At 61.0% G+C, this 23,194-nt stretch carries 19 protein-coding genes and 2 pseudogenes; 11 read left to right on the top strand and 10 right to left on the bottom strand.

All coding sequences use genetic code 11. The features are described 5' to 3' along the window. Nucleotides 1-116: 116 nt before the first annotated feature. The 5 genes from ACEN83_RS14100 to ACEN83_RS14080 form a co-directional block, all read right to left on the bottom strand. On the bottom strand, nt 117-1,244 hold the full coding sequence (locus ACEN83_RS14100) for an acyl-CoA dehydrogenase (protein WP_495580656.1): 1,128 nt from the start codon (nt 1,242-1,244) through the stop codon (nt 117-119). A 134-nt stretch (nt 1,245-1,378) separates the two neighbouring features. Next, entirely contained in the window at nt 1,379-2,572 is a 1,194-nt protein-coding gene (locus ACEN83_RS14095; protein WP_495580655.1) for an acetyl-CoA C-acyltransferase, read from the bottom strand. A 12-nt stretch (nt 2,573-2,584) separates the two neighbouring features. After that, nucleotides 2,585-3,346, bottom strand: coding sequence for an SDR family NAD(P)-dependent oxidoreductase (locus tag ACEN83_RS14090; protein WP_033047337.1), 762 nt, complete (start codon nt 3,344-3,346; stop codon nt 2,585-2,587). 13 nt (nt 3,347-3,359) lie between these two features. After that, complete coding sequence (locus ACEN83_RS14085; protein WP_495580654.1) at nt 3,360-5,024, bottom strand: AMP-binding protein; 1,665 nt, start codon at nt 5,022-5,024, stop codon at nt 3,360-3,362. Between the two features lie 134 nt (nt 5,025-5,158). Continuing rightward, on the bottom strand, nt 5,159-6,082 hold the full coding sequence (locus ACEN83_RS14080; protein WP_495580653.1) for a carbon-nitrogen hydrolase family protein: 924 nt from the start codon (nt 6,080-6,082) through the stop codon (nt 5,159-5,161). Between the two features lie 84 nt (nt 6,083-6,166). On the opposite strand from ACEN83_RS14080, the gene ACEN83_RS14075 reads away from it, so the two are divergent. Then, nucleotides 6,167-7,075, top strand: a complete 909-nt coding sequence (locus ACEN83_RS14075) for a LysR family transcriptional regulator (RefSeq protein ID WP_495580652.1) — start codon at nt 6,167-6,169, stop codon at nt 7,073-7,075. A 93-nt stretch (nt 7,076-7,168) separates the two neighbouring features. On the opposite strand, the gene ACEN83_RS14070 is transcribed toward ACEN83_RS14075, so the two are convergent. Further along, entirely contained in the window at nt 7,169-7,420 is a 252-nt protein-coding gene (locus ACEN83_RS14070; protein WP_008054139.1) for a hypothetical protein, read from the bottom strand. Between the two features lie 164 nt (nt 7,421-7,584). On the opposite strand from ACEN83_RS14070, the gene ACEN83_RS14065 reads away from it, so the two are divergent. After that, nucleotides 7,585-7,902, top strand: a complete 318-nt coding sequence (locus tag ACEN83_RS14065) for an ElaB/YgaM/YqjD family protein (protein ID WP_015094973.1) — start codon at nt 7,585-7,587, stop codon at nt 7,900-7,902. Between the two features lie 166 nt (nt 7,903-8,068). Here the strand turns inward: ACEN83_RS14065 and ACEN83_RS14060 are convergent, their stop codons facing one another. After that, nucleotides 8,069-9,109: an Ldh family oxidoreductase gene (locus ACEN83_RS14060; protein WP_495580651.1), complete on the bottom strand. Its 1,041-nt coding sequence runs from the start codon at nt 9,107-9,109 to the stop codon at nt 8,069-8,071. Nucleotides 9,110-9,344: 235 nt separating this feature from the next. On the opposite strand from ACEN83_RS14060, the gene ACEN83_RS14055 reads away from it, so the two are divergent. Both ACEN83_RS14055 and ACEN83_RS14050 read left to right on the top strand, forming a co-directional pair. After that, a complete protein-coding gene (locus ACEN83_RS14055) occupies nt 9,345-14,177 on the top strand; it encodes a hypothetical protein (RefSeq protein WP_495580650.1) in 4,833 nt (1,610 codons plus the stop codon). A 210-nt stretch (nt 14,178-14,387) separates the two neighbouring features. Continuing rightward, nucleotides 14,388-15,389 (top strand): FecR family protein, encoded by a 1,002-nt coding sequence (locus ACEN83_RS14050; protein WP_495580649.1) that lies wholly within the window; start codon nt 14,388-14,390, stop codon nt 15,387-15,389. A 57-nt stretch (nt 15,390-15,446) separates the two neighbouring features. Here the strand turns inward: ACEN83_RS14050 and pvdQ are convergent, their stop codons facing one another. Continuing rightward, nucleotides 15,447-17,795, bottom strand: a complete 2,349-nt coding sequence (gene pvdQ, locus ACEN83_RS14045) for a bifunctional acylase PvdQ (RefSeq protein ID WP_495580648.1) — start codon at nt 17,793-17,795, stop codon at nt 15,447-15,449. A 248-nt stretch (nt 17,796-18,043) separates the two neighbouring features. Here pvdQ and ACEN83_RS14040 point away from each other — a divergent pair, with 248 nt between their 5' ends. After that, nucleotides 18,044-18,415, top strand: coding sequence for a fe2+ zn2+ uptake regulation protein (locus ACEN83_RS14040; protein WP_116580447.1), 372 nt, complete (start codon nt 18,044-18,046; stop codon nt 18,413-18,415). Nucleotides 18,416-18,423: 8 nt separating this feature from the next. On the opposite strand, the gene ACEN83_RS14035 is transcribed toward ACEN83_RS14040, so the two are convergent. Then, nucleotides 18,424-18,612: a hypothetical protein gene (locus ACEN83_RS14035; RefSeq protein WP_007970993.1), complete on the bottom strand. Its 189-nt coding sequence runs from the start codon at nt 18,610-18,612 to the stop codon at nt 18,424-18,426. A 157-nt stretch (nt 18,613-18,769) separates the two neighbouring features. On the opposite strand from ACEN83_RS14035, the gene ACEN83_RS14030 reads away from it, so the two are divergent. Then, nucleotides 18,770-18,907 carry a hypothetical protein gene (locus tag ACEN83_RS14030; protein WP_007970990.1) on the top strand — a complete coding sequence of 46 codons (138 nt, stop codon included), beginning with the start codon at nt 18,770-18,772 and terminating at the stop codon, nt 18,905-18,907. A 7-nt stretch (nt 18,908-18,914) separates the two neighbouring features. Here the strand turns inward: ACEN83_RS14030 and ACEN83_RS14025 are convergent, their stop codons facing one another. Beyond that, nucleotides 18,915-19,841, bottom strand: coding sequence for a LysR family transcriptional regulator (locus tag ACEN83_RS14025; RefSeq protein ID WP_495580647.1), 927 nt, complete (start codon nt 19,839-19,841; stop codon nt 18,915-18,917). Nucleotides 19,842-19,958: 117 nt separating this feature from the next. Between ACEN83_RS14025 and ACEN83_RS14020 the strand changes: the two genes are divergently transcribed. The 5 genes and pseudogenes from ACEN83_RS14020 to ACEN83_RS14000 all read left to right on the top strand — a co-directional run bounded on the left by ACEN83_RS14020 (nt 19,959) and on the right by ACEN83_RS14000 (nt 23,118). Then, nucleotides 19,959-20,954 (top strand): aldo/keto reductase, encoded by a 996-nt coding sequence (locus tag ACEN83_RS14020; protein ID WP_495580646.1) that lies wholly within the window; start codon nt 19,959-19,961, stop codon nt 20,952-20,954. Between the two features lie 108 nt (nt 20,955-21,062). Then, nucleotides 21,063-21,230 (top strand): annotated as a pseudogene (locus tag ACEN83_RS14015) (aldo/keto reductase); the annotation flags it as partial. A 120-nt stretch (nt 21,231-21,350) separates the two neighbouring features. After that, nucleotides 21,351-21,482: pseudogene (locus ACEN83_RS14010) on the top strand (aldo/keto reductase); the annotation flags it as partial. A 755-nt stretch (nt 21,483-22,237) separates the two neighbouring features. Continuing rightward, nucleotides 22,238-22,684, top strand: a complete 447-nt coding sequence (locus tag ACEN83_RS14005) for a DUF411 domain-containing protein (RefSeq protein WP_495580645.1) — start codon at nt 22,238-22,240, stop codon at nt 22,682-22,684. Next, nucleotides 22,684-23,118, top strand: a complete 435-nt coding sequence (locus tag ACEN83_RS14000) for a YqaA family protein (protein WP_458548216.1) — start codon at nt 22,684-22,686, stop codon at nt 23,116-23,118. Before ACEN83_RS14005 ends, ACEN83_RS14000 begins: the two co-directional genes overlap by 1 nt. Nucleotides 23,119-23,194 lie beyond the last annotated feature (76 nt).

Raw genomic sequence — 23,194 nt, 5'->3', positions numbered from 1 at the left:
GTTTCACATAAGGCCAGATCCCTTGTAGGAGCTGCCGCAGGCTGCGATCTTTTGACTTTGATTTTAAAGATCAAAAGATCGCAGCCTGCGGCAGCTCCTACACAGGGCCTGCTTTTTTATAGGTTGCGCGAAATGACCATGCGCTGAATGTCGCTGGTGCCTTCGTAGATCTGGCACACCCGCACGTCGCGGTAGATCCGCTCCAGCGGGAAGTCGTTGAGGTAACCATATCCGCCGAGGGTTTGCAGCGCCGAAGAGCATACCTTCTCGGCCATTTCCGAGGCGAACAACTTGGCCATCGATGCCTCGACCAGGGCCGGCTGGCCACTGTCGCGCAGGGCGGCGGCGTAGTGCACCATTTGCCGCGCCACGGCGATCTGGGTGGCCATGTCCGCCAGGCGGAACGCCACGGCCTGATGCTCGATGATCGGCTTGCCGAAGCTCTCGCGCTCACGGGCGTAATCACGGGCCGCTTCAAACGCGGCACGGGCCATGCCCACCGATTGCGAGGCGATGCCGACGCGGCCGCCTTCCAGGTTGGCCAGGGCGATCCTGTAGCCTTCGCCCTCCTCGCCCAAACGGTTGGCCACCGGCACCTTCACGTCTTCGAAGAGGATCTGGCAGGTGTCGGACGCGTGCTGGCCGAGCTTGTCCTCGACCCGCGCGACTTTATAGCCCGGCGAATCGGTCGGTACGATAAACGCGCTGATGCCACGCTTGCCGGCGTTCGGGTCGGTCACCGCAAACACGATCACCACCCCGGCATTCTGCCCGGAGGTGATGAACTGCTTGCAGCCGTTGAGCACGTAGTGGTCGCCTTCCAGGCGCGCACGGGTTTTCAGGCCGCTGGCGTCGGAACCCGCCTGGGGCTCGGTCAGGGCGAAAGCGCCGAGCATCGCGCCGCTGGCCAACGGCTTGAGGAAGCGCTCCTTCTGCTCGTCGTTGCCGTAGTGGAGAATCGGCACACAACCCACGGAGTTGTGCACGCTCATGATGGTCGAACAGGCGCCATCGCCGGCGGCGATTTCTTCCAGTGCCATGGCGTAGGCCAGGTAACCGGTGTCGCATCCGCCCCACTGCTCCGGCACCAACATGCCGAAGAAGCCCAAACCGGCCATCTCACCGATGGCTTCCTTGGGGAAGCGGTGTTCGCGGTCCCACTCGGCGGCGAAGGGTTTGAGCCGTTCCTGGGCAAAGTCCCGGGCCATGTCGCGGATCTGTTGCTGGTCGTCATTGGGGATCATGGTGAATCCTTAGAATTTAATTGCCACCTGTAGGAGCTGGCGAAGCCTGCGATCTTTTGACCTTGATTCTTTAGCGGTTTCGAGACTGCCAAAAAATCAAAAGATCGCAGCCTGCGGCAGCTCCTACAGAGGTCTTAATACAGGCATTCCACGGCCATCGCCGTCGCTTCACCGCCACCGATGCAGATCGCCGCGACGCCGCGTTTCAGGCCTTTCTGGCGCAGGGCCGACAGCAAGGTCACGAGAATCCGCGCACCGGACGCCCCGATCGGGTGGCCCAAGGCGCAAGCGCCGCCGTGCACGTTGAGTTTCTCGTGGGGGATTTCCAGGTGAGTCATCGCGGCCATGCCGACGACGGCGAAGGCTTCGTTGACTTCCACCAGATCGACGTCATTGAGCGACCAGCCGGTTTTCTTCATCAGCTTCTTGATCGCGCCAATCGGCGCCACCGGGAACAGGCCCGGGGTGTCGGCGAACGCGGCGTGGCCATGGATCACCGCCAGCGGCTTCAGTCCTTGTTTCTGTGCCTGGGACTGGCGCATCAGCACCAATGCCGCCGCACCGTCGGAAATCGAACTGGAGTTGGCCGCCGTCACCGTGCCGCCTTCGCGGAACGCCGGTTTCAACGAAGCGATCTTGTCCAGTTTGGCTTTTGGCGGCTGCTCGTCGTTGCTGATCACCACCTGCTCTTTGCCGACTGTCACGGTGAGCGGGACAATTTCGGCCTTGAAGCTGCCGTCCCTGATCGCCTGTTGCGCGCGGGTGGTCGAGGCGATGGCGAACGCGTCCTGGGCCTCACGGCTGAAGCTGTTGGTTTCGGCGCAGTCTTCGGCGAAGGTGCCCATCAGGCGGCCCTTGTCGTAGGCGTCTTCGAGGCCGTCCAGGAACATCGAGTCCTGCACCCGCCCATGGCCCATGCGGTAACCGGCACGGGCGCGGTCCAGCAGGTAAGGCGCGTTGGACATGCTTTCCATGCCACCGGCGACCACCACGTCGGCACTGCCGGCCACCAGCATGTCGTGGGCCAGGATCGCCGCTTCCATGCCCGAACCGCACATCTTGTTCAGCGTGGTGCAGCGGGTCGATTTATCCAGCCCGGCACCCAGTGCCGCCTGGCGCGCAGGGGCCTGGCCAAGGCCTGCCGGCAGTACGCAGCCGAACAGCACTTCGTCGATGCCGTCACTGGAAACGCCGGCACGTTCAACGGCGGCTTTGATCGCGGCAGCACCCAGTTGCGGTGCGGTCAGGCTTTTCAGTTCGCCCTGGAACCCACCCATGGGGGTGCGGACGGCGCTGACGATTACAATCGGATCGTTGGACAGTGTCATGACAAATCCTCCTTATTTGGCGGCCATGCGCAAGGCACCGTCGAGACGGATCACCTCGCCGTTGAGCATGCTGTTTTCAATAATATGCTTCACCAGCCCGGCATACTCGCCCGGTTTGCCCAAACGCGGCGGGAATGGCACGCCAGCGGCCAGGGAATCTCGAACTTCCTGGGTCATGCCGGCCATCATCGGCGTCTCGAAAATGCCCGGGGCGATGGTCATCACGCGGATACCGAAGCGCGCCAGTTCACGGGCCGCCGGCAACGTCAGGCTGACGATGGCCCCTTTGGACGCCGAGTAGGCCGCCTGACCGATCTGCCCGTCGTATGCCGCGGCAGACGCGGTGTTGATGATCACGCCGCGCTCGCCATCGGCATCCGCTTCGGTTTGCGCAATCGCCGCTGCCGCAAGGCGCAGCATGTTGAAGCTGCCGATCAGGTTGACGTTGATCACCTGGCTGAAACTGGACAGCAAGTGCGGACCGTTCTTGCCGAGGATCTTCTCGCCACGCACGATGCCGGCGCAATTGACCAGGCCATTGAGGCCGCCAAAGGCTTCGACCGTCGCCTGCACGGCCGCTTCGGCCGCCGCTTCGTTGCTGATGTCCGCCACCACGCTGTGGGCGCCAAGGCGCTGGGCCTGGGCGGCAACGGCCTCGGCGTTCATGTCCACCAGCATCACTTTCGCGCCCGCGGCGACCAGTACCTCGGCCGTCGCTGCACCGAGGCCGGAAGCGCCACCGGTGACGATAAAAATCTTGTTCTCGATCTGCATCATTGTTTCCCTTTCAAGCTGGAAGGTTCTTCGCCGCAGCCTCTTGAGCCTTGGCGATTTCCTGGTTGCGCAAGATAAAGCGCTGCAATTTGCCGCTTGGGGTTTTCGGCAACTCGCTGACAAATTCGATTTCACGGGGGTAGGAATGCGCCGCCAGGCGCTTGCGCACGTGCTGACGCAGCTCTTCGGCCAACGCAGGTTCTGCGCGGTATTGCGGGCTGAGCACGACGAACGCCTTGACCAGTTCGGTACGCTCCGGATCGGGCTTGCCGACCACGGCGGCCTCGACCACGGCCGGGTGTTCGATCAGCGCACTTTCCACGTCGAACGGGCCGACCCGGTAGCCGGAGGTGGTGATCACGTCATCGCTGCGACCGACGAAGCTGATGCTGCCGTCCGGGTTCCACTCGACGGTGTCGCCACTCAAGTAGTAGTGGCCGACAAAGGCCTTGGTCGGCCCGCCTTCGTAGCCGGCGAACCAGCACATCGGCGACTGGCTGCGGTCAATGGCCAGGATGCCGGGCTGGCCAACACCGAGTTCCTTGTATTCGTCATCGAGGACCGCAATGCGGTGGCCCGGCGAGGCAAAACCGGCGGCGCCCATGTGAATCGGGTGTTCAAGGCCGTGGTGGTTGCACAGCACCATGCCCAGCTCGGTCTGGCCGTAGTGGTCGTGGATGACCACGTCGAGGTTGTCGGCGAACCAGCGGATCACTTCCGGGTTCAGCGGCTCGCCGGCGCTGCTGACGATGCGCAGCTTGCCCTTGATCGACCTGGCGAACTCATTGCCGCCGGCAATCAGCAAACGGTAGGCCGTCGGCGAACCCGTGAGGTTGGTGATCCCGTACTTGTTGATTACCCGGCAGGTGCTTTCGAGGGTGAACGGGCCATCGTAAAAGGTGATCGGATGCCCCATCGACATGGGCCCGGTGACACCGTAGTAAATGCCGTAGGCCCAACCCGGATCGGCGACGTTCCAGAAGGCGTCTTCCGGGCGCAGGTCAACCGCGTCGCGGATGTAGCTCTTGAACGCAACGATGGCCTTGAGCGGCACAGGCAGCGCTTTCGACGGGCCGGTGGTGCCCGAGGTGAACATCATCAGGAACGGATCTTCGCCAGTCAGCAGCACGGGTTCGCAGTGGGCGGAATAGTTGGCCAGTTCGGCCCAGAAACTGCTATCGCCACGCATCAGGCCCTGCCCTTTAGGACCAGTGACAGTAACGATGCTCGGGCAGTCGGGGACTTCGGCGAGTTTCGGCCGGTTCACCGCATCGGTCACCACCACTTTGGCACCAGAGCAGCTCAGGCGGTGCTCGATGGCTTTGGGGCCGAACGCGGTAAACAGCGGTTGATACACCGCGCCGATGCGCCAGGCGGCGAACACGGTGATCAGCAATTCGATGTTGCGTGGCAGCAGGCCGGCGACCTTGTCGCCCTTCTTCACGCCCTGGCCCAGCAGGTAATTGGCGAAACGCGCGGCCTTGTCCTGCAAATCAGTGAAGGTGTAGCTCGCACTGGCGCCGTCGCGCCCCTCCCAGAACAGCGCGATGCGACCCGGCAAGGCATGCCGGTCACAGCATTCGACGCAGGCGTTGAGCGCCGTCAGATCGCCTGCGAGTGCGGCGTCGACGGTGTGCTGATAGTTGAACTGATCTGTAGCAGACAAGTAATCGCGCATTGCCAGAATCCCTGTGTTTCTTATTAGGTTGGGGGGAACCGTAATCAACAGGGAAATACTCGCTCTGCCAGGGGTGGCGGGCAATGGTCAAAGTTATCAAGTTGCCTGACTGGTTTGGCCAAAGCCCTCAGGTATCAGGAAGTGAAGCGCACCCCCGGTTTAGCGCGCTCGTCCACGGTCAGCTCGAACACATCCGGGCGAGCGTAGTGACCGACCACGTCATAGTCGTAGCGGGCGCGCACCAGGTCATCAGTGTCGATCTGCGCGGTCAGCAGACCGGGGCCATCTCGCAACGGTCCGGCAAGGATGTCGCCCATGGGCCCTACGATCACGCTGCCACCGGCGATCAAAGGCCGATCCGCCGGCCAGTTGGCGATGTCCAGGCCCAGGGCCTGGGGCGACGCCTGGACCTGACAGGCGCTGACCACGAAACAACGCCCCTCATGGGCGATGTGGCGCATGCTAACCTGCCACATTTCCCGTTCGTCCACAGTCGGCGCGCACCACACCTCCACGCCCTTGGCGTACATCGCCGTGCGCAGCAGCGGCATCATGTTTTCCCAGCACACCACCGCACCGATGCGCCCGACCTGGCTGTCGATCACCGGCAACGTCGAACCATCGCCCTTGCCCCAGATCAGTCGTTCGGTACCGGTGGGCATCAATTTGCGGTGTTTGGCCAGCAGCCCGGCCTGCGGATCAAAGTGCAAGGCCGTGCAGTACAAAGTACTACCGGCGCGTTCGATGACGCCGATCACCAGATTCGCCCCGGTGCGTGCGGACAGGCCGGCCAGCGCCTCGGTTTCCGCGCCGGGCACGTCGATGGCGTTGGCAAAATAGCGGGCAAAGGCTTCGCGACCTTGCGCCAGCCGAAAACCAAGCTGGGTGCCAAAACCCTCGCCTTTGGGATAACCACCCAGCAGCGCTTCCGGCATGACCACCAGCGCGGCGCCGGATTCGATGATTGCGTGTTCAAAGGACAGGATCTGTTCCAGGGTGTCGGCCTTGCCACCGGGCAAGGCGCCAATCTGCAAGGCCGCAACGATTGATTTGGGCATCACGAAATCTCCATTCGCATCAGGGGTTGCTCATTCTCTGGCGCCACGTGATCATCAATAAAGACCGATTCACTGCTGAATGATATGAACCAGATGAATATCACCAACATCGACCTCAACCTGCTCAAAGTCTTCGAAGCGCTGCACGAAGAGTCCAGCGCCAGCCGTGCCGCCTTGCGCCTGGGCGTGACGCAATCGGCGGTCAGTGCAGCCTTGCGCCGGTTGCGCGAGGTGTATGGCGATCAACTGTTCGTGCGCACCGGGCGCGGCCTGGCGCCTTCGCTCAAGGCCAATCAGCTCAAGCCGGTGGTCAGCGAGGCCCTGAACAAATGCCGGCAGAGCCTGGCGATGGTCGACCCGGCTGCGCAGCAGTACGAAGGTCGCTCGGTCACCGTGGGAATGTCGGACGATTTCGAAATTGCCTACGGCCGACGACTGATCGAGGAAATCGCCCGGAGCGCGCCGAAGTTGCGCCTGATTTTTCGCCAGACCCACAGCCAGATCGTTGCCCAGGCGTTGATGGAGCGCAGCATTGACCTGGCGATCACCGCGGGCGGGTTTGCCGAGCGGCTGCTTAGCCGCCAGGTGCTGGGAGAAGGGGGTTATCTGTGCCTGGCGGACCCGTCGAGCCTGGTCGAGGGCCAGCACAGCATCAGTCTTGAGGAGTTTGTGGCCCGCGAGCACATCCTGGTGTCGTCCGGCGGTTTTATCGGGATTACCGATGAAGGATTGGCGGCGCTGGGCCTGAGTCGACGGGTGTGCGCCTCGACCACGCATTTTGCCGCGCTGCCGCATTTGCTCAAGGGCAGCCAGGCCGTGGCGACCATTCCGGCCCATGCCGCCCGAAGCATCGCGACGCTCAGCGGCCTGGCACTGCTGCCCTGCCCCTTGGCCTTGCCGCGCTACCCGATCGAACTGGGCTGGCGCACCAGCACCCAGCTTGACCCGGTCGTGTTGAAAGTGCGCGAGGCGATTGTCGCCGCTTTCTCGTAGGAGCTGCCGCAGGCTGCGATCTTTTGCTGTTTTCTCTTAGGCGGAGGCTGGACAACAAGATCAAGATCAAAAGATCGCAGCCTTCGGCAGCTCCTACTTGGCCGCCATCAGGCGATTGACTTCACTGCGCACCATGTTGGCGTATTCCGGGGGCGACATGCCGTCCAGTTCGGCGCGCACCCATTCGGCCCACTTGCCTTTGCGCTTGGCCCGTTCACCAAACAACCGTGCGGCCTCGCCCTTGGCTTTGCCCAGGTTGTTTTGCCAGAGTTCGAACAGACGGGATTTCTCGTCTTCAAGCGCAGCGCGCTCGGCGAGGGGTTTGTCGGCCAGATTGAAGCTCATGGGAATTTCCTGCTGCGTAAAATTGGCGACATCTTACACTGTAGGGCGAAATGTCCTGCGCCGGTTTTTCAGCAAGATGACCTTCCCGGGCAAAATAGCTGCAACTTTTCCGACGGCCGCAGACTCCATTGTTCACTGCCCACTTACCCGCAAGGAGTACTTCAATGGCCCGCAAAACCGCCGCGCAAGCTGCCGAAGATCAAATCAAGGATCAAGCGTTCAGCGAACTTCAATCGTTGATCGAAGAGTCGGAAAAACTGCTGAAAAGCAGCGCCTCACTGGTCGGGGAAGAAGCGGACACCCTTCGCGGACAAATCGCCCTGAAACTTCAGCAGGCCAGGGATTCGGTGACCAGCGTGCGCAACCGCACCCTGCCGGCGGTCGAGGCCACTGAAACCTATATCGGCGGGCATCCATGGCAAACCGTGGCGATTTCCGCCGGGTTCGGCCTGGTGGTGGGGTTGTTGCTGGGGCGTCGCTGAGCGTTCCGATCAAAAAACGCAAACCCTGTAGGAGCGAGCCTGCTCGCGATGGACTTGAGGGCACCGCGGGGAATCAGATTTCCCGCGTAATCGTTAACGACCATCGCGAGCAGGCTCGCTCCTACAGGGGTTGCGTTAATTAGACATTATTTGCCAATACCCCGAATCACTCCCCCGCCAGCTCCCGCAGGTTCGCCAGCGTCCGGGCATCCAGTTCAATGCCATTGGCCAGCGACCTGGCGCGCTGATGATGACGCCGGTCACCCGGCAAACGTTTCAGGCCGACACCGTGCATTTGCCGCACCAGTTCCTGGCTGCGTTGGGCAAAACTTTGCCCCGCTGCCTTGTCCGGATCGATCACGATCAGCAATTGGCCCGTCCAGGGCGTCTTGGCGCCTGGGTGGTTGTTCCAGTCGAACTCGAAGGAAAAATTGCCGCCGGTCAGTGCCGCCGCGAGCAACTCGACCATCATCGACAACGCCGAGCCCTTGTGTCCGCCAAAAGGCAGCAACGCGCCGCCCTCAAGAATCGCTTTCGGGTCGGTAGTCGGCTGGCCGAGGCTGTCTACGCCCATCCCCTCCGGCAAGCGTTCGCCCTGGCGTGCGGCAATTTGCACGTCGCCATGGGCAATGGCGCTGGTGGCGAGGTCGAAGACAATCGGTTCACCGTCAGCCCGCGGCGCGGCGAAGGCAATCGGATTGGTACCGAACAGTGGTCGATCGGCACCGTGGGGCACCACGCAGGTCATGCTGTTGACCACGCTCAACGCCACCAGCCCTTCATACGCGAAGGGTTCGACATCCGGCCACAAGGCCGCGAAATGGTGCGAATTACGGATCGCCAGCACCGCAATGCCGGCACTTCGGGCTTTCTGCACCAGTAATTCGCGTGCCGCCGCCAGGGCCGGTTGCGCAAAACCGTTATCGGCATCGACCCGCACAAATCCCGAAGCCACATCTTCGACCACCGGAACGGCCCGGCCATTGACCCAGCCGCTTTGCAGCGTCGAAACATAACCCGGGATCCGGAATACCCCATGACTGTGGGCGCCATCGCGCTCGGCGCCGGCGCAGTTTTGCGCCAGCACCCTGGCAACCTCGGCGGAGGTGCCATGACGCAGAAAAATCTTTTCCAGCAAAGCGCTCAGCGCTTCGAGTGACAGGTGTGACGAGACGGCAGTAGAGGTGTGATCGTGTGGCGCAGACATCTGAAGCTCCAGAATGATTATTGGAGGGAACAACAGCGTACAAAGACCCGCCGATTAACAACGCGCGACGAGCGACCTGTCAACCTTTGGCTGAGGGGGCGATGAGGTATATCCGTGTCACCAATGCCCACGCCCCGTGCGTTATCTATTTACCACCGGCATCAACGCACCGGCTTTTAGTCTCGATGCTCAACCCACAGGCGCCCTTGAGTGGCCCCTTGAACGAGACTCGACGATGTCTACACCAATAACTCCGCTGTTTTTCCCCGAAGCACTGACGATGCCCGGCCTCTGGCGAGAACTGGGCCAAACCCACGGGCTGGCGCAAAAGGATTTCGAATGGTTCCGCCATATCGAACTGGCCAGCCAGGCCCTGCGCGATGAGCAGACGCCGCCCATGCTGGCAAAAAAAATCCTGCTGAAGATCCCTGGCCAGGAACCCGTGGCACTGGCCGGCAGTTTTTTGCTGACCGCGACGCCGGATGACAACGGCGTGATTCTCTACACCCCCTACGCCGGCATACAGAAGTTCACCAGTCGCTCGGTCCTGACCGAACATCTGGCGGCACGCCTCAAAGCAGCCAACGAAGACGATGAACTGCTGGCCTTCATGGCGCTGTCACAACGCAAGACGGTGGTGGCTGCCGACGATATCGGGCTGGAGTTTCAAACCATTGCAGGTGACGTGTTCGAGGACCAGCGCAACACCCTCTCCCGCCATCAGCAACTCAACGACCTGGCCCTGCTCGATGAACTCAAGGCGCTACCGTCCCTGACGTCGCTGCTCGATGCATTGCTGGCTGAACAACTGACGGCGTCTTTTCCCGGCGTGGATCAGAGCCAGACCCGGGTGAATTTCTATCTGGCCGCGACTGCAGGGAACGAGGACGCAAGTCGTCCGGCGCGACCGTGGGTCAATTCCCTGTCGCTGAGTGACGCCGTGCTCCTGCACTATCGCCATCAGCGTTGGCCCTCCGGGCAGGCCCATGAATTTTCCCACCCGAAAAAGTCCCCGGTAAACGCAGACCAGGGACACTGGGAGACGGCGGTCACGACAGTCTCGCGCAAGCTGGTCAGCCTGCTGATCGGGCAGCTCGAGCACTATTGGGACGCAGCGAGCGCCAATGGCGCATCCCGTCGCGCACTCTTCGGCCGTGCCATCGCCGATCAGGCTCGTGTGCAACTGCTGCTCAAGCGCGAAGCCGGGATCATCACCCCGGAGCAAAGCCAGGATCTGCATGCGCTGATCTCGACGGCCAGCCGGACGAACAAATCGATGACGATCGAAACCGTGCGCCTCTGGGAGTACCCGGCCAATTACGTCGAGTTGTCCGGTTCACTGATGGTCAGCGCCAGTCATGCGTTTCTCTACACGCCCACCGAAGGTTTGCAGGTACTCAAGGACTATCAGGACTTGCGCGACACCGTGCGCAGCAAGTTTGGCGTAGCAGGTCACGAGGACGAACTCTATGGCCTGCTGAGCCTGGACGAACGCCAGCGATTCATTGGTTTTGACCGGCCGAATGTGACCGGGGAAGCGATCTCCGGCGCGATCTTCAACAAGCTCTTCGACGCCATCGTCACCAAGCAACTGCAGAACACCGAATACAGCCTGCAGGTGTTCCGCCACAGTGACGGTGCCGTCGACATCCACGCCCTGTTCGACAAGGCGCTGGATATCCGTTCGATGATCAACGAGCGGCTGCTGAAGCTGGAGACTGACGGACGCTGGAGCACGCGGCCGGTGTTGTCCGGTGACCAGCAGCCGTCCATGGTGCTGGCCGATACGGCGGCAGCGTTCGTCAAGAGCTTCAGTGACATCGAAACGCTGATCAACGCCGACTTCGCCGCACAACCGATCACTTCACTGGCGTTGCAGCGGGTCTACCTGGAAAACCTGCAGCCGCGCCTGGCCCATGCGCTTTCCGTCGGCATCCGCGGCGAGGCCAGCCTGCGCACCCTCAGCGCGACATTCACGGATGCGGACCGGGCCATCGTCGATACGGTGTTCAACCCGGATCAGGCCGACAGACATAACCGTCGCTCCTTGAAGGGGTTCCGGCCCGACGCTTATTCGCTGACCCTTGAGCGCTCCGGTGTGCGGGATGTCCTGCCGCTTGCCCATTGCCTGCTCCTGACCGAGCGCGGCGGACTCGACCCCTCGCATTCCGGCCGGACGATCCTGTGGACGCCCGCCGAGGGGCTGGAGGTGTTTGACAACATCAGCCGTGCCAGGCAAGAACTGAACCGGCGCCTGCTCGACCCGCAACAACGCATGGCGCTACTGGAAAACCTCAACCCGAGCCAACGCGTCTTCCACCAACGCTACTCGCTGGGTCCGCTGCGGCTGATTGAAGGCTCAGTACTGGAGCAGGTCGCACGATCATCCATCGATCACTTTCTGGCTCGCTGCGAACACGCGCGCAGCCTGGAACTGAACGACACGAAGCGGAAAAAGGCGCTGAAAGCGCTCACCACCGCCGGGATCAACACCCATTTGCGCAGAGCCTCCTCGATTGCCCGGGCGATCACCCTGCAACAGTCACTGCCCGCATGGCTTGGAATGGCCCCGCTTGAAGATCAGCGGCTGCACGTTGAGCTGCTGGAGCAATACCGCAACAGCGTCGAGGAGGACAAAGACTACCTGCACGGGATCACACCCCTCAGGTCGTATGTGCATGGACGGCTGACGACCTTGCTCGGCAATCGCTTCCCGGCCATTACGCTGGACCCCGACGATATTCAAATCATCCCCGACCTCAACCTGACCGGTCCCGCCCGCAGCCTTACCGAGTTCGCCCTGAACCATGTCAATGTCGCGCAAGGCTCCGGATTCCAGGTTTCCTCGACAACCACCCAGGCACTGCCCGAGGGGCTGGACCAGGCCACAGTCCGTCAACTGCTGCAATCTTTGAACATTGTGCAAAACTACGCAGCACTGGTAACGCAGACGTTGTCCGGTACAACGGCCGACGCCGAAAGCCGGATGCAGCGTTTCGTCAAACAACTGCCCTGGCAACTGCTGCAACACGCCCACGAGCTGAAGCTGCTGCAACGGCTATCCGGCAGCGCGTTCGATTTGCTGCGACAGGTGCTCGACATGCCGGACGCCACCGCCCGGGCAACCGTGCAGGGAGCACAGGCGATTGCCCGGCCACTGGAGCTGATCAAGACCACCGGCGCCGCCGCGGTCAAAGCGTTGGGCCTGTACCTGGTTGGCCCCGGCAACGCAAAGGCCGGGCCGCAGATCCTCTATGCCCCTTACCACCCTGGCGGCTCGCCTTTTATCGAGTTCGACACTGAGGCCAGCCTTGTCTCGGCGCTGAACACCCCGGGCTCCTTGCAGGACATGTTGCTACGGCGCCTGCCGGACAGCGAGCAGTCCGCCTTCCGCAACCTGTTCAGCTCGACCGTTGGGCAATCGAGTGAGATCACCCTCGGGTCCACCCCCATCGACGGCAACTTGCTCACCCAGCTGTTCCACGACAACACCCGACTGCTGTCGCAAATGCTTGGCAGCCAGCTACACGCGGCTAGCCAGGCGGACTGGGAGGCCGTCAAACACCTGTTTGGCTCCGGCATCCAGCGCATCCTCGGCCTGTTACCGGGCAAACTCGCTTATGCGCAGTTTCTCTGGAACGCCTACAAGGATGCCCGCAACTCCGCAGAAGCCCTGCAGGATCATCACTGGAAAGTTGCGCTGGAGGAGTTCATCGCCGGTGCGGCGCAACTCATCTCATTGGGCAGGCTGTCGCTCGAAGGATGGACCGACACGGCCCAGGCAACCCAGCAAAACCCTGGCGCACCGGTCGCCAAACCGGTCATCGCGCCAAAGTGGTCCGAGATCGATTCGACGGCACCGCTGCGTACGCGGCTGCAACCGTTCGAAACCACGGTCGAACTCAAGAACCTGACGAAAAACAACGCTGACGGCACCTACCTCGATGCGACGAGCAAAAAAACCTACGCCCCCATCGCCGGCAAGGTCTACGGCGTAGACAAGACCGGGCCGGCCTGGCGAATGATCAAGGACAAGGAACAAGGCCCGGTATTGCTGACTGCGCCAGACAAGCAACTGGTGATCGACCCGGACATCCATACGGTGCACTTCGGCAAGGCCATGTCGACAATGCACAACCAGTTGGCCTATGCCCATGACGCCAGGGAGGTGCTGAACATCGAGGCCCGGGGGATGGAAGACATTCGCGCCAGGCATCCCGAAAAAGCCCGAATGATCGTGCAGGCCATCGACATGGCACGCTATTACGCGTTCAACAGCCTGCACAACATGACGCAACTGCGCAGATTCGTCCCCGGTACCCGGCTGGACACCTTCCTCAAAGGCTTCTTTGGTGTCGGCCAGGTCAACGCAGCGCTGCTCGACAAGATCAAGGACGCCATCCTCCCCATCTGCAACGCGCTGGTCGACCCCGATGAAGACTGGATGAACTCCCATCGTTTTATCGTGGGTTCAAACCGGGACCCGCAGGACAACCTCATCGCGTTTGTCCTGGACAAGGACCGACAGCGCCACGTGCATTTCACCGAAAGGTTCTTCGATCAACAACTCGACTGGTACAAATCCTGTCTGACCGAGCCCTTCAACGTCGACGGCCACAGCCAGGCCGCCACGCTGATACACGAATTCGCTCACCTGTTTTCCGCGGCCGTGGACATTGCGTACCTTGAAGCCCGGCGCCCTTTCAGCGACCTGGTAGCGCCGATCACGGCCTACGGTGAAGCCATGAAAGAGTCCCAACTGAAATTCCAGCGCGAAGCCTTGTCGCTGAACACGCCGAAGGAGGAACTGTTTGCGCGTTGGAACAGCAGCCTGCAATCGTGGATCAGCCTGGATTCGATCCCGGACTCTTATCACGTCGGCAAGGCCATTCTGAGGTTAACGGGCAGCAGGACCATGGAGAGGGCAAGGGATGCATTCCTGGACGGGCAAAATGCGAATTTCAGGACGGACGTCATTTTGCACAATGCCGATTCGCTCGCGTTCCTGATCTGCGAAATGGGCCGGCAACTGGACCCGGTGCCGGCCACATCGGCCTCCGGAACCTGATCCGCCAATCACAGGGCGCAGATCCCCGGATCTGCGCAGCTCAAAGGCCCTGACCGTACAGGGGTAATCAGTTTGATTGTTTTTACGCCGACAGCAGAGATTCCAGAGGCAAGGCGTTGAAAAAAAGTTACACATTGATAGTTAAATGCCATGACTGATGTTCTCGCAGACTGCCCCCAAGGTTAGAATGCACGAAATCAGGATGAGCCAATGACCGAACACACGCTCTCGGAAGCCGAATACGACGCCATCACCGATGCCGCTGCGCATTGGTGTATGCGTCTGCACGCCAATGACTGCACAACGCAGGAGCGCCAGGCGTTCGAACAATGGCGAAATGCGCATCCGCTCCATGCCTTCGAATACGAAGCGATGCTGGAAATATGGGATGTCGCCGGCGACCTGCCCCGCCCCGCACCCGTCCTGCCGCTGGCTCGCCCGCAACCCGAAGCTCCGTGGCGCCGCCTGGCCATTGCCGCGGCAGTCTGTGCCCTGGCTCTGCCGCTGGCCGGTTATGGCGGCTGGCACCTGGGTTGGGTACCGAACGCGTACCAGCATTTCGAAGCCACCGACAATGTTCGTACGGTCACTTTGAAAGATGGCAGCCAGGTTGAGCTGAACCTGGGCAGCGAGCTGACGTACAGCAACTACAAGGATCAGCGGCAAGTCACGCTGAAGAAAGGCGAAGCCTTTTTCAAGGTCAGCCATGACACCCGCCATCCTTTTGTGGTCAAGGCGGCCGAAGGCAAGATTCGCGTGACCGGCACCCAATTCAACGTCTGGATGTATGAAGACCAGGTCAAGGTCAATCTGATCGAGGGTTCGGTACTGGTCAGCAGCAACACCGACCTGCCCGGCGATGGTTTGCGTCTCGACCCGGCGATGCAGGCCAGTTATCGCGGCGGCGACTTCACTCCCCGCATCAGCCAGACCTACGACAATGACAGTTCGCTGGCCTGGCGCCAGGGCAAGCTGGTGCTCGACGATCTGGCGCTGAGCGATGCGCTGCCATTGATCAATCGCTACCTGGACAAACCGCTGATGGTCGCCGACAACAGCACCGGTTCGATCCATATCGGTGGCATCTACAACATCAAAGAGATCAACGGCCTGGTGAAGTCCCTGCCGCGAGTCCTGCCGGTCTACCTGACCCGCAATGACAATGGCAATCTGGTGGTCAACGCGATCCCGCAAAAGACCCCGAAAAGCTGAAAAGGCCGCCACCCTTGCGGGGTGCGGCCTTCAGCGTTCCAGTAAAACCCCACTACCTCAATGCGCGGCGACCTTGGCATCCTGCTGGCGGATCGTCTGTACCTGATACTGCGGATCGGACGTGATCTGCTGTTCGGTGAAGGGCAGCACGCTCCATTGCTTCTGCGAAAAGGCCTGGGTCTGATCCCGTGAAAATTTCGAAGCAGGGTCACTCGACAACGAGAACGCCAGCAGCCCCTTGGCTTGCGGTCCGTTTTCGTCGAAGGTCACCACTTGCAGGTAACTGGTGCCACTGACCACCTCGCGCTTGCCATCGCTGCGCGGCACGCTCTGGATCGCGTTGTAGACACCCAGCGTGCCCGGCCCGCCATGGATCGGCGTCTGTTGCCCGCCGCTGCTGACCACCTGGATGTCGCCCCATCGAGTGTCCGGCTTGAGGCCTGACGCCTTGACCTGCTCAGCCGAAGCCAGCATCGCTGTGCGTAGCGCCTTGGCCACTGACGGGTGATCGACGGCGAGTCCACTCGGGGTGTGTTGCGGGTCCTGCGGATCGAACGCCACGCGCCATACGTCCGGCACCGACTCCAATGCCTCCATGACATTCTGGAAGTGCACAAAACCCAGACCGCTGCCCAGGTTGGCCTTGCGGTCCCAGGTCTTGAGGCTGGCACACAGTGGCGCGAGGGTTTTGGCATCGGCACCGAGATCCGCCGCGCAGAATTGCAGCAGGTCCGGCATCACTTGAGCCGCCTGATAGACCTGATCGTCCATGACCATGTGCTGCAAGTCCGCCACCGCGACCTTGCCGGCCTCGGCCAGCGTGCTCAAACGGTCCAGGGCAAAGCGTGAACGCAGGCCCAAAGGCTGGCCATCCTGGCTGATCAGCGGCGAATAGCCGGTCAGCGGTTGCGCCGGATTGGCCATCCACGCCGAATCATTGGAGTGCTGGACAAAGTCCTTGCGCAGCAGCTGCGGCAACTTGTCCGCCGCATAGATGCCCTGTTGTGGCGCCTGCGGGTCGATGTCCCAGGCACAGGCACTGCTGGAACCGTCAAGAATGATCATCTGCAGACCGATCCGCGGATCGCTGCACTGCGCCAGCTTGTCGACGCTGACGTTGGGCACCACCGAGAGGTTCATGTACAGCGTCTGCCCCTGATCGTCCGCCGCCAGGGTGTTGACCCACGGAATGCCCTGGATCCTGTGCACCGAATCCTGGAAATCCTTGAGGTTTTCGGCGCGGTTCATCGCGTACCACTGCTGCAGGACGCGATCGTTATCCAGGTTGGCGTCGCGCAGGCTGAAGGCGTACTGATGATCCCAATCGAGTTTTCCCGGCCATTGCACCACCGGACCGAACTTCGAGCTGTAGACCACACGGGAAATCGCCCGGACCTGCCCGTCCGCCTGCCTGACGTTGACCGTCACGGTCTGCTGGTCCATCGGCAACGACTGGCCGTCGAGCAGGTAACGGGTCGAATCCTTGGGGTCGAGTTGCAGGCGGTACAGCGTGAAATGCCTGGACGCATCCACGGTGTGGGTCCAGGCCAGATGTTGATTGAAACCGATGTTGATCAAAGGCAGGCCGGGCAACGCCGCGCCCATCACGTCCAGTTTGCCGGGAATGGTCAGGTGCATCTGATAAAAACGCATGCCGCCCACCCAGGGGAAGTGCGGATTGGCCAGTAACATGCCGCGTCCGTTAAAGGACCGTTCGCTGCCGATCGCAACCGCGTTACTGCCGCGGTCCAGGGCAAACCGTTGCATGCGCGTGGCGGCCACCTGGAACGCTGCCTGGGCGTTCGACGCCCGGGTCACGGCTTGGGGTGGCGTGGCACCGGCCAGGGCTTCGGCGAACTGGCCGACGCCACCTTCGACCAACAGGCGCCGGGTCAGCTTGACCAGATCCGACGGGGTGATGTCCCGCACCCAATCGCCCTGGCACTGTTGTGGCAGACCCTGGGCACGACGTTCGCTCAGGAAACGGTTGAACCCTGCCACATAACCCTCAATCAACTCACGCACCGGCGGAGTCTGGGCCTGCCAGAAAGCGGCGACGGCTTGCGGGGTGTTGAGCCAGGTGAAGAACAGATCGCTGACCAGGTTCTCACGCGCCTCGACGGTGAACTGGTCCGGTCCGAAATAGCGCGAACGCTCGCCGTTCACCGTAGTGATCTCGTTCGCCAGCAGGCACAGGTTGTCCTGAGCGTAGGCATAGCCGATGCCGTAGCCCAGCCCGCGCTCGTTGTCGGCGCGGATGTGCGGCACGCCGAAACTGGTTCGGCGGATGTCCGCGCTCGTTGGCGCAGGCGCATCGCTCGCGCTCGCCGCAAGGCTCAACCCCAGGCTCAATCCCAGAGTCACACCCGCCAGGCTCAACCTGGTTAACTGGCTGGAAATAATCACGCTCGCTCCTGATCGAAAACACGATGGCCACTGTTGCGCGCACCCACGCGCGCAGTGCCTCTCTGTAGGGACGAAGCTCACATCAATAATTTAGGGTTTTGCACACATTGGCGTGCGAACTGACAGGCTGATCACACGCCGTCGACAAAATTTCTACATTCGAGCCTTCATGATTTGGGGAGCTCATACGTCTAGACATGCAAGAGCGCCCCATTTTTCCTGATCAGGCTCTGAAAAGGAGTTTTGCAATGTACAACTCGCAACTGCCAACGGACGGTAGCAACGCGCCAAAGGGTACTTCCATGGAAGTCGGCGTGTTCGAGCCGCATACCGATCGCCACGGTAACGAGCGGATCCGGGTCCTGCTCAAGAGCTATGGCCTGCGCACCAGCCTGATCCGCCTGAAAGTCATCGATGCCCTGCTGACGGCCGCCGAAAGCGACCGCAGTCTTGGCGTGCGTGGCGTACACAGCCAATTGCTGGACCTGGACATTCCCCTGTCCTTTCTCAGCGTGCGCGAAGTGCTCAAGCGTTTGTGCATTGAAGGCGTGATTGTGCTAAACCCCGACAAAAGCTACAGCCTGCATCCACAGGCTGCCGCCATCCTGCGCAACCAGTGAGCGAATGATCAGGGCTTGACCTTGCGGCGCATCACGCCATTGATGACGACCACGATCACCGCCACGCCAATGGCGATGTACTGGAACATTTTTTCGCTGATGACGCCGGTGTTCTGCAACCAGGAAAGGCCAAACATGATCCCCAGCACCACCAGGGAGATCAGAATCGAGTATTTCAAACGTTGCGACTGAGTCATTGCGGGTTCCTGAATCTGAAAAATGTATCCGGTTTGTATCAAGACGCTTGCCAAGCACATACCCTGTTCTGGGGATAAGGGGCTACAAGCGGGGTCACATGTTACAGCCGATGAAGAGTTTTAGCTTCATTGCGGCGATAACCATGAGGACTTTGAAATGTTGCGTCGAATCACATTGCTGATTCCCCTGCTGGCCATCCTGACCCTGAGCGGTTGCATTGTTTTCCCCCATGGGGGCTGGCATCACGATCACTACTACGACCATGGCGGGCCGGGTTACTACCCACACCGATAACCGCTGATCAACGCCCTGAATCATTCCTGTAAAAGTCATTGCCGGGCTGGGCACAGAGTTCCACCAGCCAGTCGACAAACACACGCACCCGCCGGGACAACTGGCGGTGCGGCGGATAAAGCGCCGTCATCGGCATGCCCGGTGGCGGCACTTCCCTCAGCACTTCACACAAGCGCCCTTCCTGCAGTTGCCGCGCCACGTGGTAATACGGCGTCTGCACCAGCCCATATCCGGCCTCGCACGCCGCCAGATAACCATCGGCGCTGTTGACCGCCACCTGCTTGGGCAGGTCGACCAACCGCACCTGACCATCCACGACAAACTCCAGCCCATAGCGCTTTCCGTTGCTGCTGGAGAAGTACTCGACCATCTGATGCCCGCACAGGTCATCCAGGGTATGGGGCGTTCCGTGCCGCTGCAGGTAGTCGGGGCTGGCACAGGTCACCTGATCCATCATCACCAGCGGCCGCGCCACCAGCGAATCGTCCAGCGTCGAGCCGCCGCGCAACACACAATCCACCCCTTCGCGAATCAGGTCGACCGGCCGGTCATTCAAGCCGATTTCCAGCTCGATCAACGGATAGCGGGCGGTGAACTGCGGCAGCGCCGGAATCACCACCAGACGCCCCACGCCCGCCGGCATGTCCACACGCAACAGCCCCTTGGGATTGTGGCGTGCGGCACTGAACACCGCTTCGGTCTCTTCGAGATCCGCCAGCAAGCGTACGCAACGCGGGTAATAGGCCGCACCGTCGAGCGTCAGGCTGATCTGCCGCGTGGTGCGTTGCAGCAACTGCACCCCCAGATGGGCCTCCAGCTGCTTGATCAGGATGGTCACCGAGGCTCGGGGCAGTTGCAGGCTGTCGGCGGCCTTGGCAAAGCCACCCAGCTCGACGATTCGGGTAAAGACGCGCATGGCATTGAAACGGTCCATTGCTGGTTCCACCGACAGATTGTTTGGATTTTACGAATAGTGATAGCCGTTTTAGCCGGTTTATCTTGTTTCTGTCGAGGCGAACAATGGACACTCACTTCACAGGGAGCTGATTTCATGCACACACGTCAATTGGGAAAAAACGGTCCGCAGGTCTCGGCCATCGGCCTTGGCTGCATGGGCATGACCGACTTCTACACCACCGGCACCGATACCCGCGAAGCCACGGCGACCCTGCATCGCGCGCTGGAACTGGGTGTCAACTTGCTCGATACCGCCGATATGTATGGCCCACACAGCAATGAAGAGCTGATCGGCAAGGCCATTGCCGGCAAGCGCGACCAGGTGTTCCTGGCCAGCAAGTTCGGAATCGTCCGCGACCCGGCGAACCCCGGTGCCCGGGGCGTCAACGGTCGGCCGGAATACATTCGCAAGTCCATCGACGGCAGCTTGAAACGCTTGGGTGTGGACACCCTCGACCTGTATTACCAGCATCGTATCGACCCGCAGGTGGCCATCGAAGAAACCGTCGGTGCCATGGCCGAACTGGTCAGTGCCGGCAAAGTCCGCTACCTGGGATTGAGCGAAGCCTCGGTGGCGACCCTGGAGCGGGCACACAAGGTTCATCCGATCAGTGCGCTGCAGAGTGAGTACTCGTTGTGGAGTCGTGATCAGGAAAAAAACGGTTGCCTGGCGGCGTGTCGGCGCCTGGGCGTCGCCTTTGTGCCTTACAGCCCGCTGGGCCGAGGGTTCCTGACCGGTGCATTGAAAAGCCCGGATGATTTCGCGGCAGACGATTATCGCCGTTTCAGCCCGCGCTTCCAGGGCGAAAATTTCGCCAGGAACCTGCTGCTGGTGCAGCAGGTCCAGGCGCTCGCGGCAGAGAAAGGCGTGACGGCGGGCCAACTGGCGCTGGCGTGGGTGCTGGCCCAGGGTGACTACCTGATTCCGATTCCGGGCACCAAGCAACGCAAATACCTGGAAGAAAACGTCGCCGCTCTGCAGGTGAAACTGAGCGCTGATGAACTGCAGGCGCTGGAGTCGGTCTTTGCGGCGAATGCCACCGCTGGCCTGCGTTATCCGGAGGAAGTCATGAAACTGCTCGACCGCTGAGACAACGAAATTTCTGTAGGAGCTGCCGCAGGCTGCGATCTTTTGATCTTGATCTTCAGCAATCTCCGGATCGCAAAAGCAAGATCAAAAGATCGCAGCCTTCGGCAGCTCCTACAGGGGGACACCAAGCAACGTAAATACCTGGAAGAAAACGTGGCCGCTCTGCAGGTGAAACTGAGCGCTGATGAACTGCAGGCGCTGGAGTCGGTCTTTGCGGCGAATGCCACCGCTGGCCTGCGTTATCCGGAGGAAGTCATGAAACTGCTCGACCGCTGAGACAACGAAATATCTGTAGGAGCTGCCGCAGGCTGCGATCTTTTGATCTTGATCTTCAGCAATCTCCGGATCGCAAAAGCAAGATCAAAAGATCGCAGCCTTCGGCAGCTCCTACAGGGGGGCACCAAGCAACGCAAATACCTGGAAGAAAACGTCGCCGCTCTGCAGGTGAAACTGAGCGCTGATGAACTGCAGGCGCTGGAGTCGGTCTTTGCGGCGAATGCCACCGCTGGCCTGCGTTATCCGGAGTAAATCATGAAACTGCTCGACCGCTGAGACAACCAAATATCTGTAGGAGCTGCCGCAGGCTGCGATCTTTTGATCTTGATCTTCAGCAATCTCCGGATCGCAAAAGCAAGATCAAAAGATCGCAGCCTTCGGCAGCTCCTACAGGGGAACGCGTACACCACCAAACAACGAGGTCGAGCGTTAGCTCGCCTCGCGGTGCTGTTGCGGTGCACGCCCCCTCGAGAGGCCGAGTGGAGGTTCTGCGTAGTGGGCAACCCGGCATGGATGCCGGGTTAGCCGCGTACGGCCATGGATGGCCGATCGCGGCGGGCCCACGGAGCAGGACCGGAGCGAGGGGATGCCGAGCCTAGGCGAGGCACCGAACGTCAGGGGCAAAAGCGTTTGGTTACTTGGCGCTTTTCCAAGTAACCCGCTGTAAAAGCGGAACCATAGGCGGCCGTTACCGCAGAAATGGATATGTACACCACCAACAAAATACGCCAGCCATGAGGCCGCCATCGCCAGCAAGCCGGCTCCTAAAGGTATCGGTGTCCCCCGGGATTGCGTGAAGAACCTTTTTTGAACCCGGCGATCACGTAAACATGCGCCTGCGCCATTTCAACCTGACGATTTTGTAATGTCCCCCTCATCTGCCTGACAGCACTGATCTACCATCATCGAACAGCCGATCTTTGTAGCACTTCGAAACACTCCTTGAATGCCTGACCGGAAAAAAAGGTCAGAATGCGTTTTTTTGCCCGTTAGCCGAGACGAATCCCATGCGAAACCCTCTGCGTCTGATCGCCCTGAGCGCCCTGTTCATGTCCTCCCTGGCCCAGGCCGCCGACCTCATTCCGATCGAGGTTCATCGCGACGCCAATTGTGGTTGCTGCAAAAAATGGATCAGCCATCTTGAAGCCAATGGTTTCAAAGTCGAGGACCACGTCGAAGCCAACATGAGCCAGTTCAAGCAACAGCACGGCGTGCCGCCACGCCTGGCGTCGTGCCACACCGCGTTGATCAATGGCAAATTCGTCGAAGGTCACGTCCCGGCCGACCAGGTCCTGGCCTTGAGCAAGCGCAACGATCTGTTGGGCGTCGCGGCGCCCGGCATGCCCATGGGTTCGCCCGGCATGGAAATGGACGGCATGAGCGATGCCTATCAGGTCATAGGCCTGAAAAAGGACGGCACTGACCTGGTGGTCTCGGACTACCCCGCCCATTGATGCCAGGCGCGTACCTCGGGCTGTTTTTCGCGGCATTCGGTGCCGCCACGCTGCTGCCGTTGCAATCCGAAGCCGTGCTGGTGGGACTACTGCTCAGCGACCGCTACTGGCTCTGGGCACTGCTGGCGGTGGCGACGTTCGGCAACGTGCTGGGGTCGCTGCTCAACTGGTGGCTGGGGCGCGGGATCGAACGGTTCCGCGACCGACGCTGGTTTCCCGTAAGCCCCCGGCACCTGGAAAAAGCCCGGCTGCATTACCAGCGCTACGGCCATTGGTCATTGCTGCTCAGTTGGCTCCCGGTGATCGGCGATCCGCTGACACTGGTCGCCGGCGTCATGCGCGAGCCATTGGGGCGCTTCCTGCTGATCGTCACCCTGGCCAAAGGCGCCCGCTACGGCGCGTTGGCCGTAGCAACATTGGGCTGGATGGGTTGAACCATCGAGGGCGGCGATTGCCTGTGTTTAATGCCGCCCTAATCGAGCCGATCCAGCATCGGCGGATTTTCCATGG

Source organism: Pseudomonas sp. Pseusp49, from assembly GCF_059491875.1.
The sequence above is the reverse complement of the archived record's forward strand: the minus strand, read 5'-3'. Positions and strand labels throughout refer to the sequence as shown.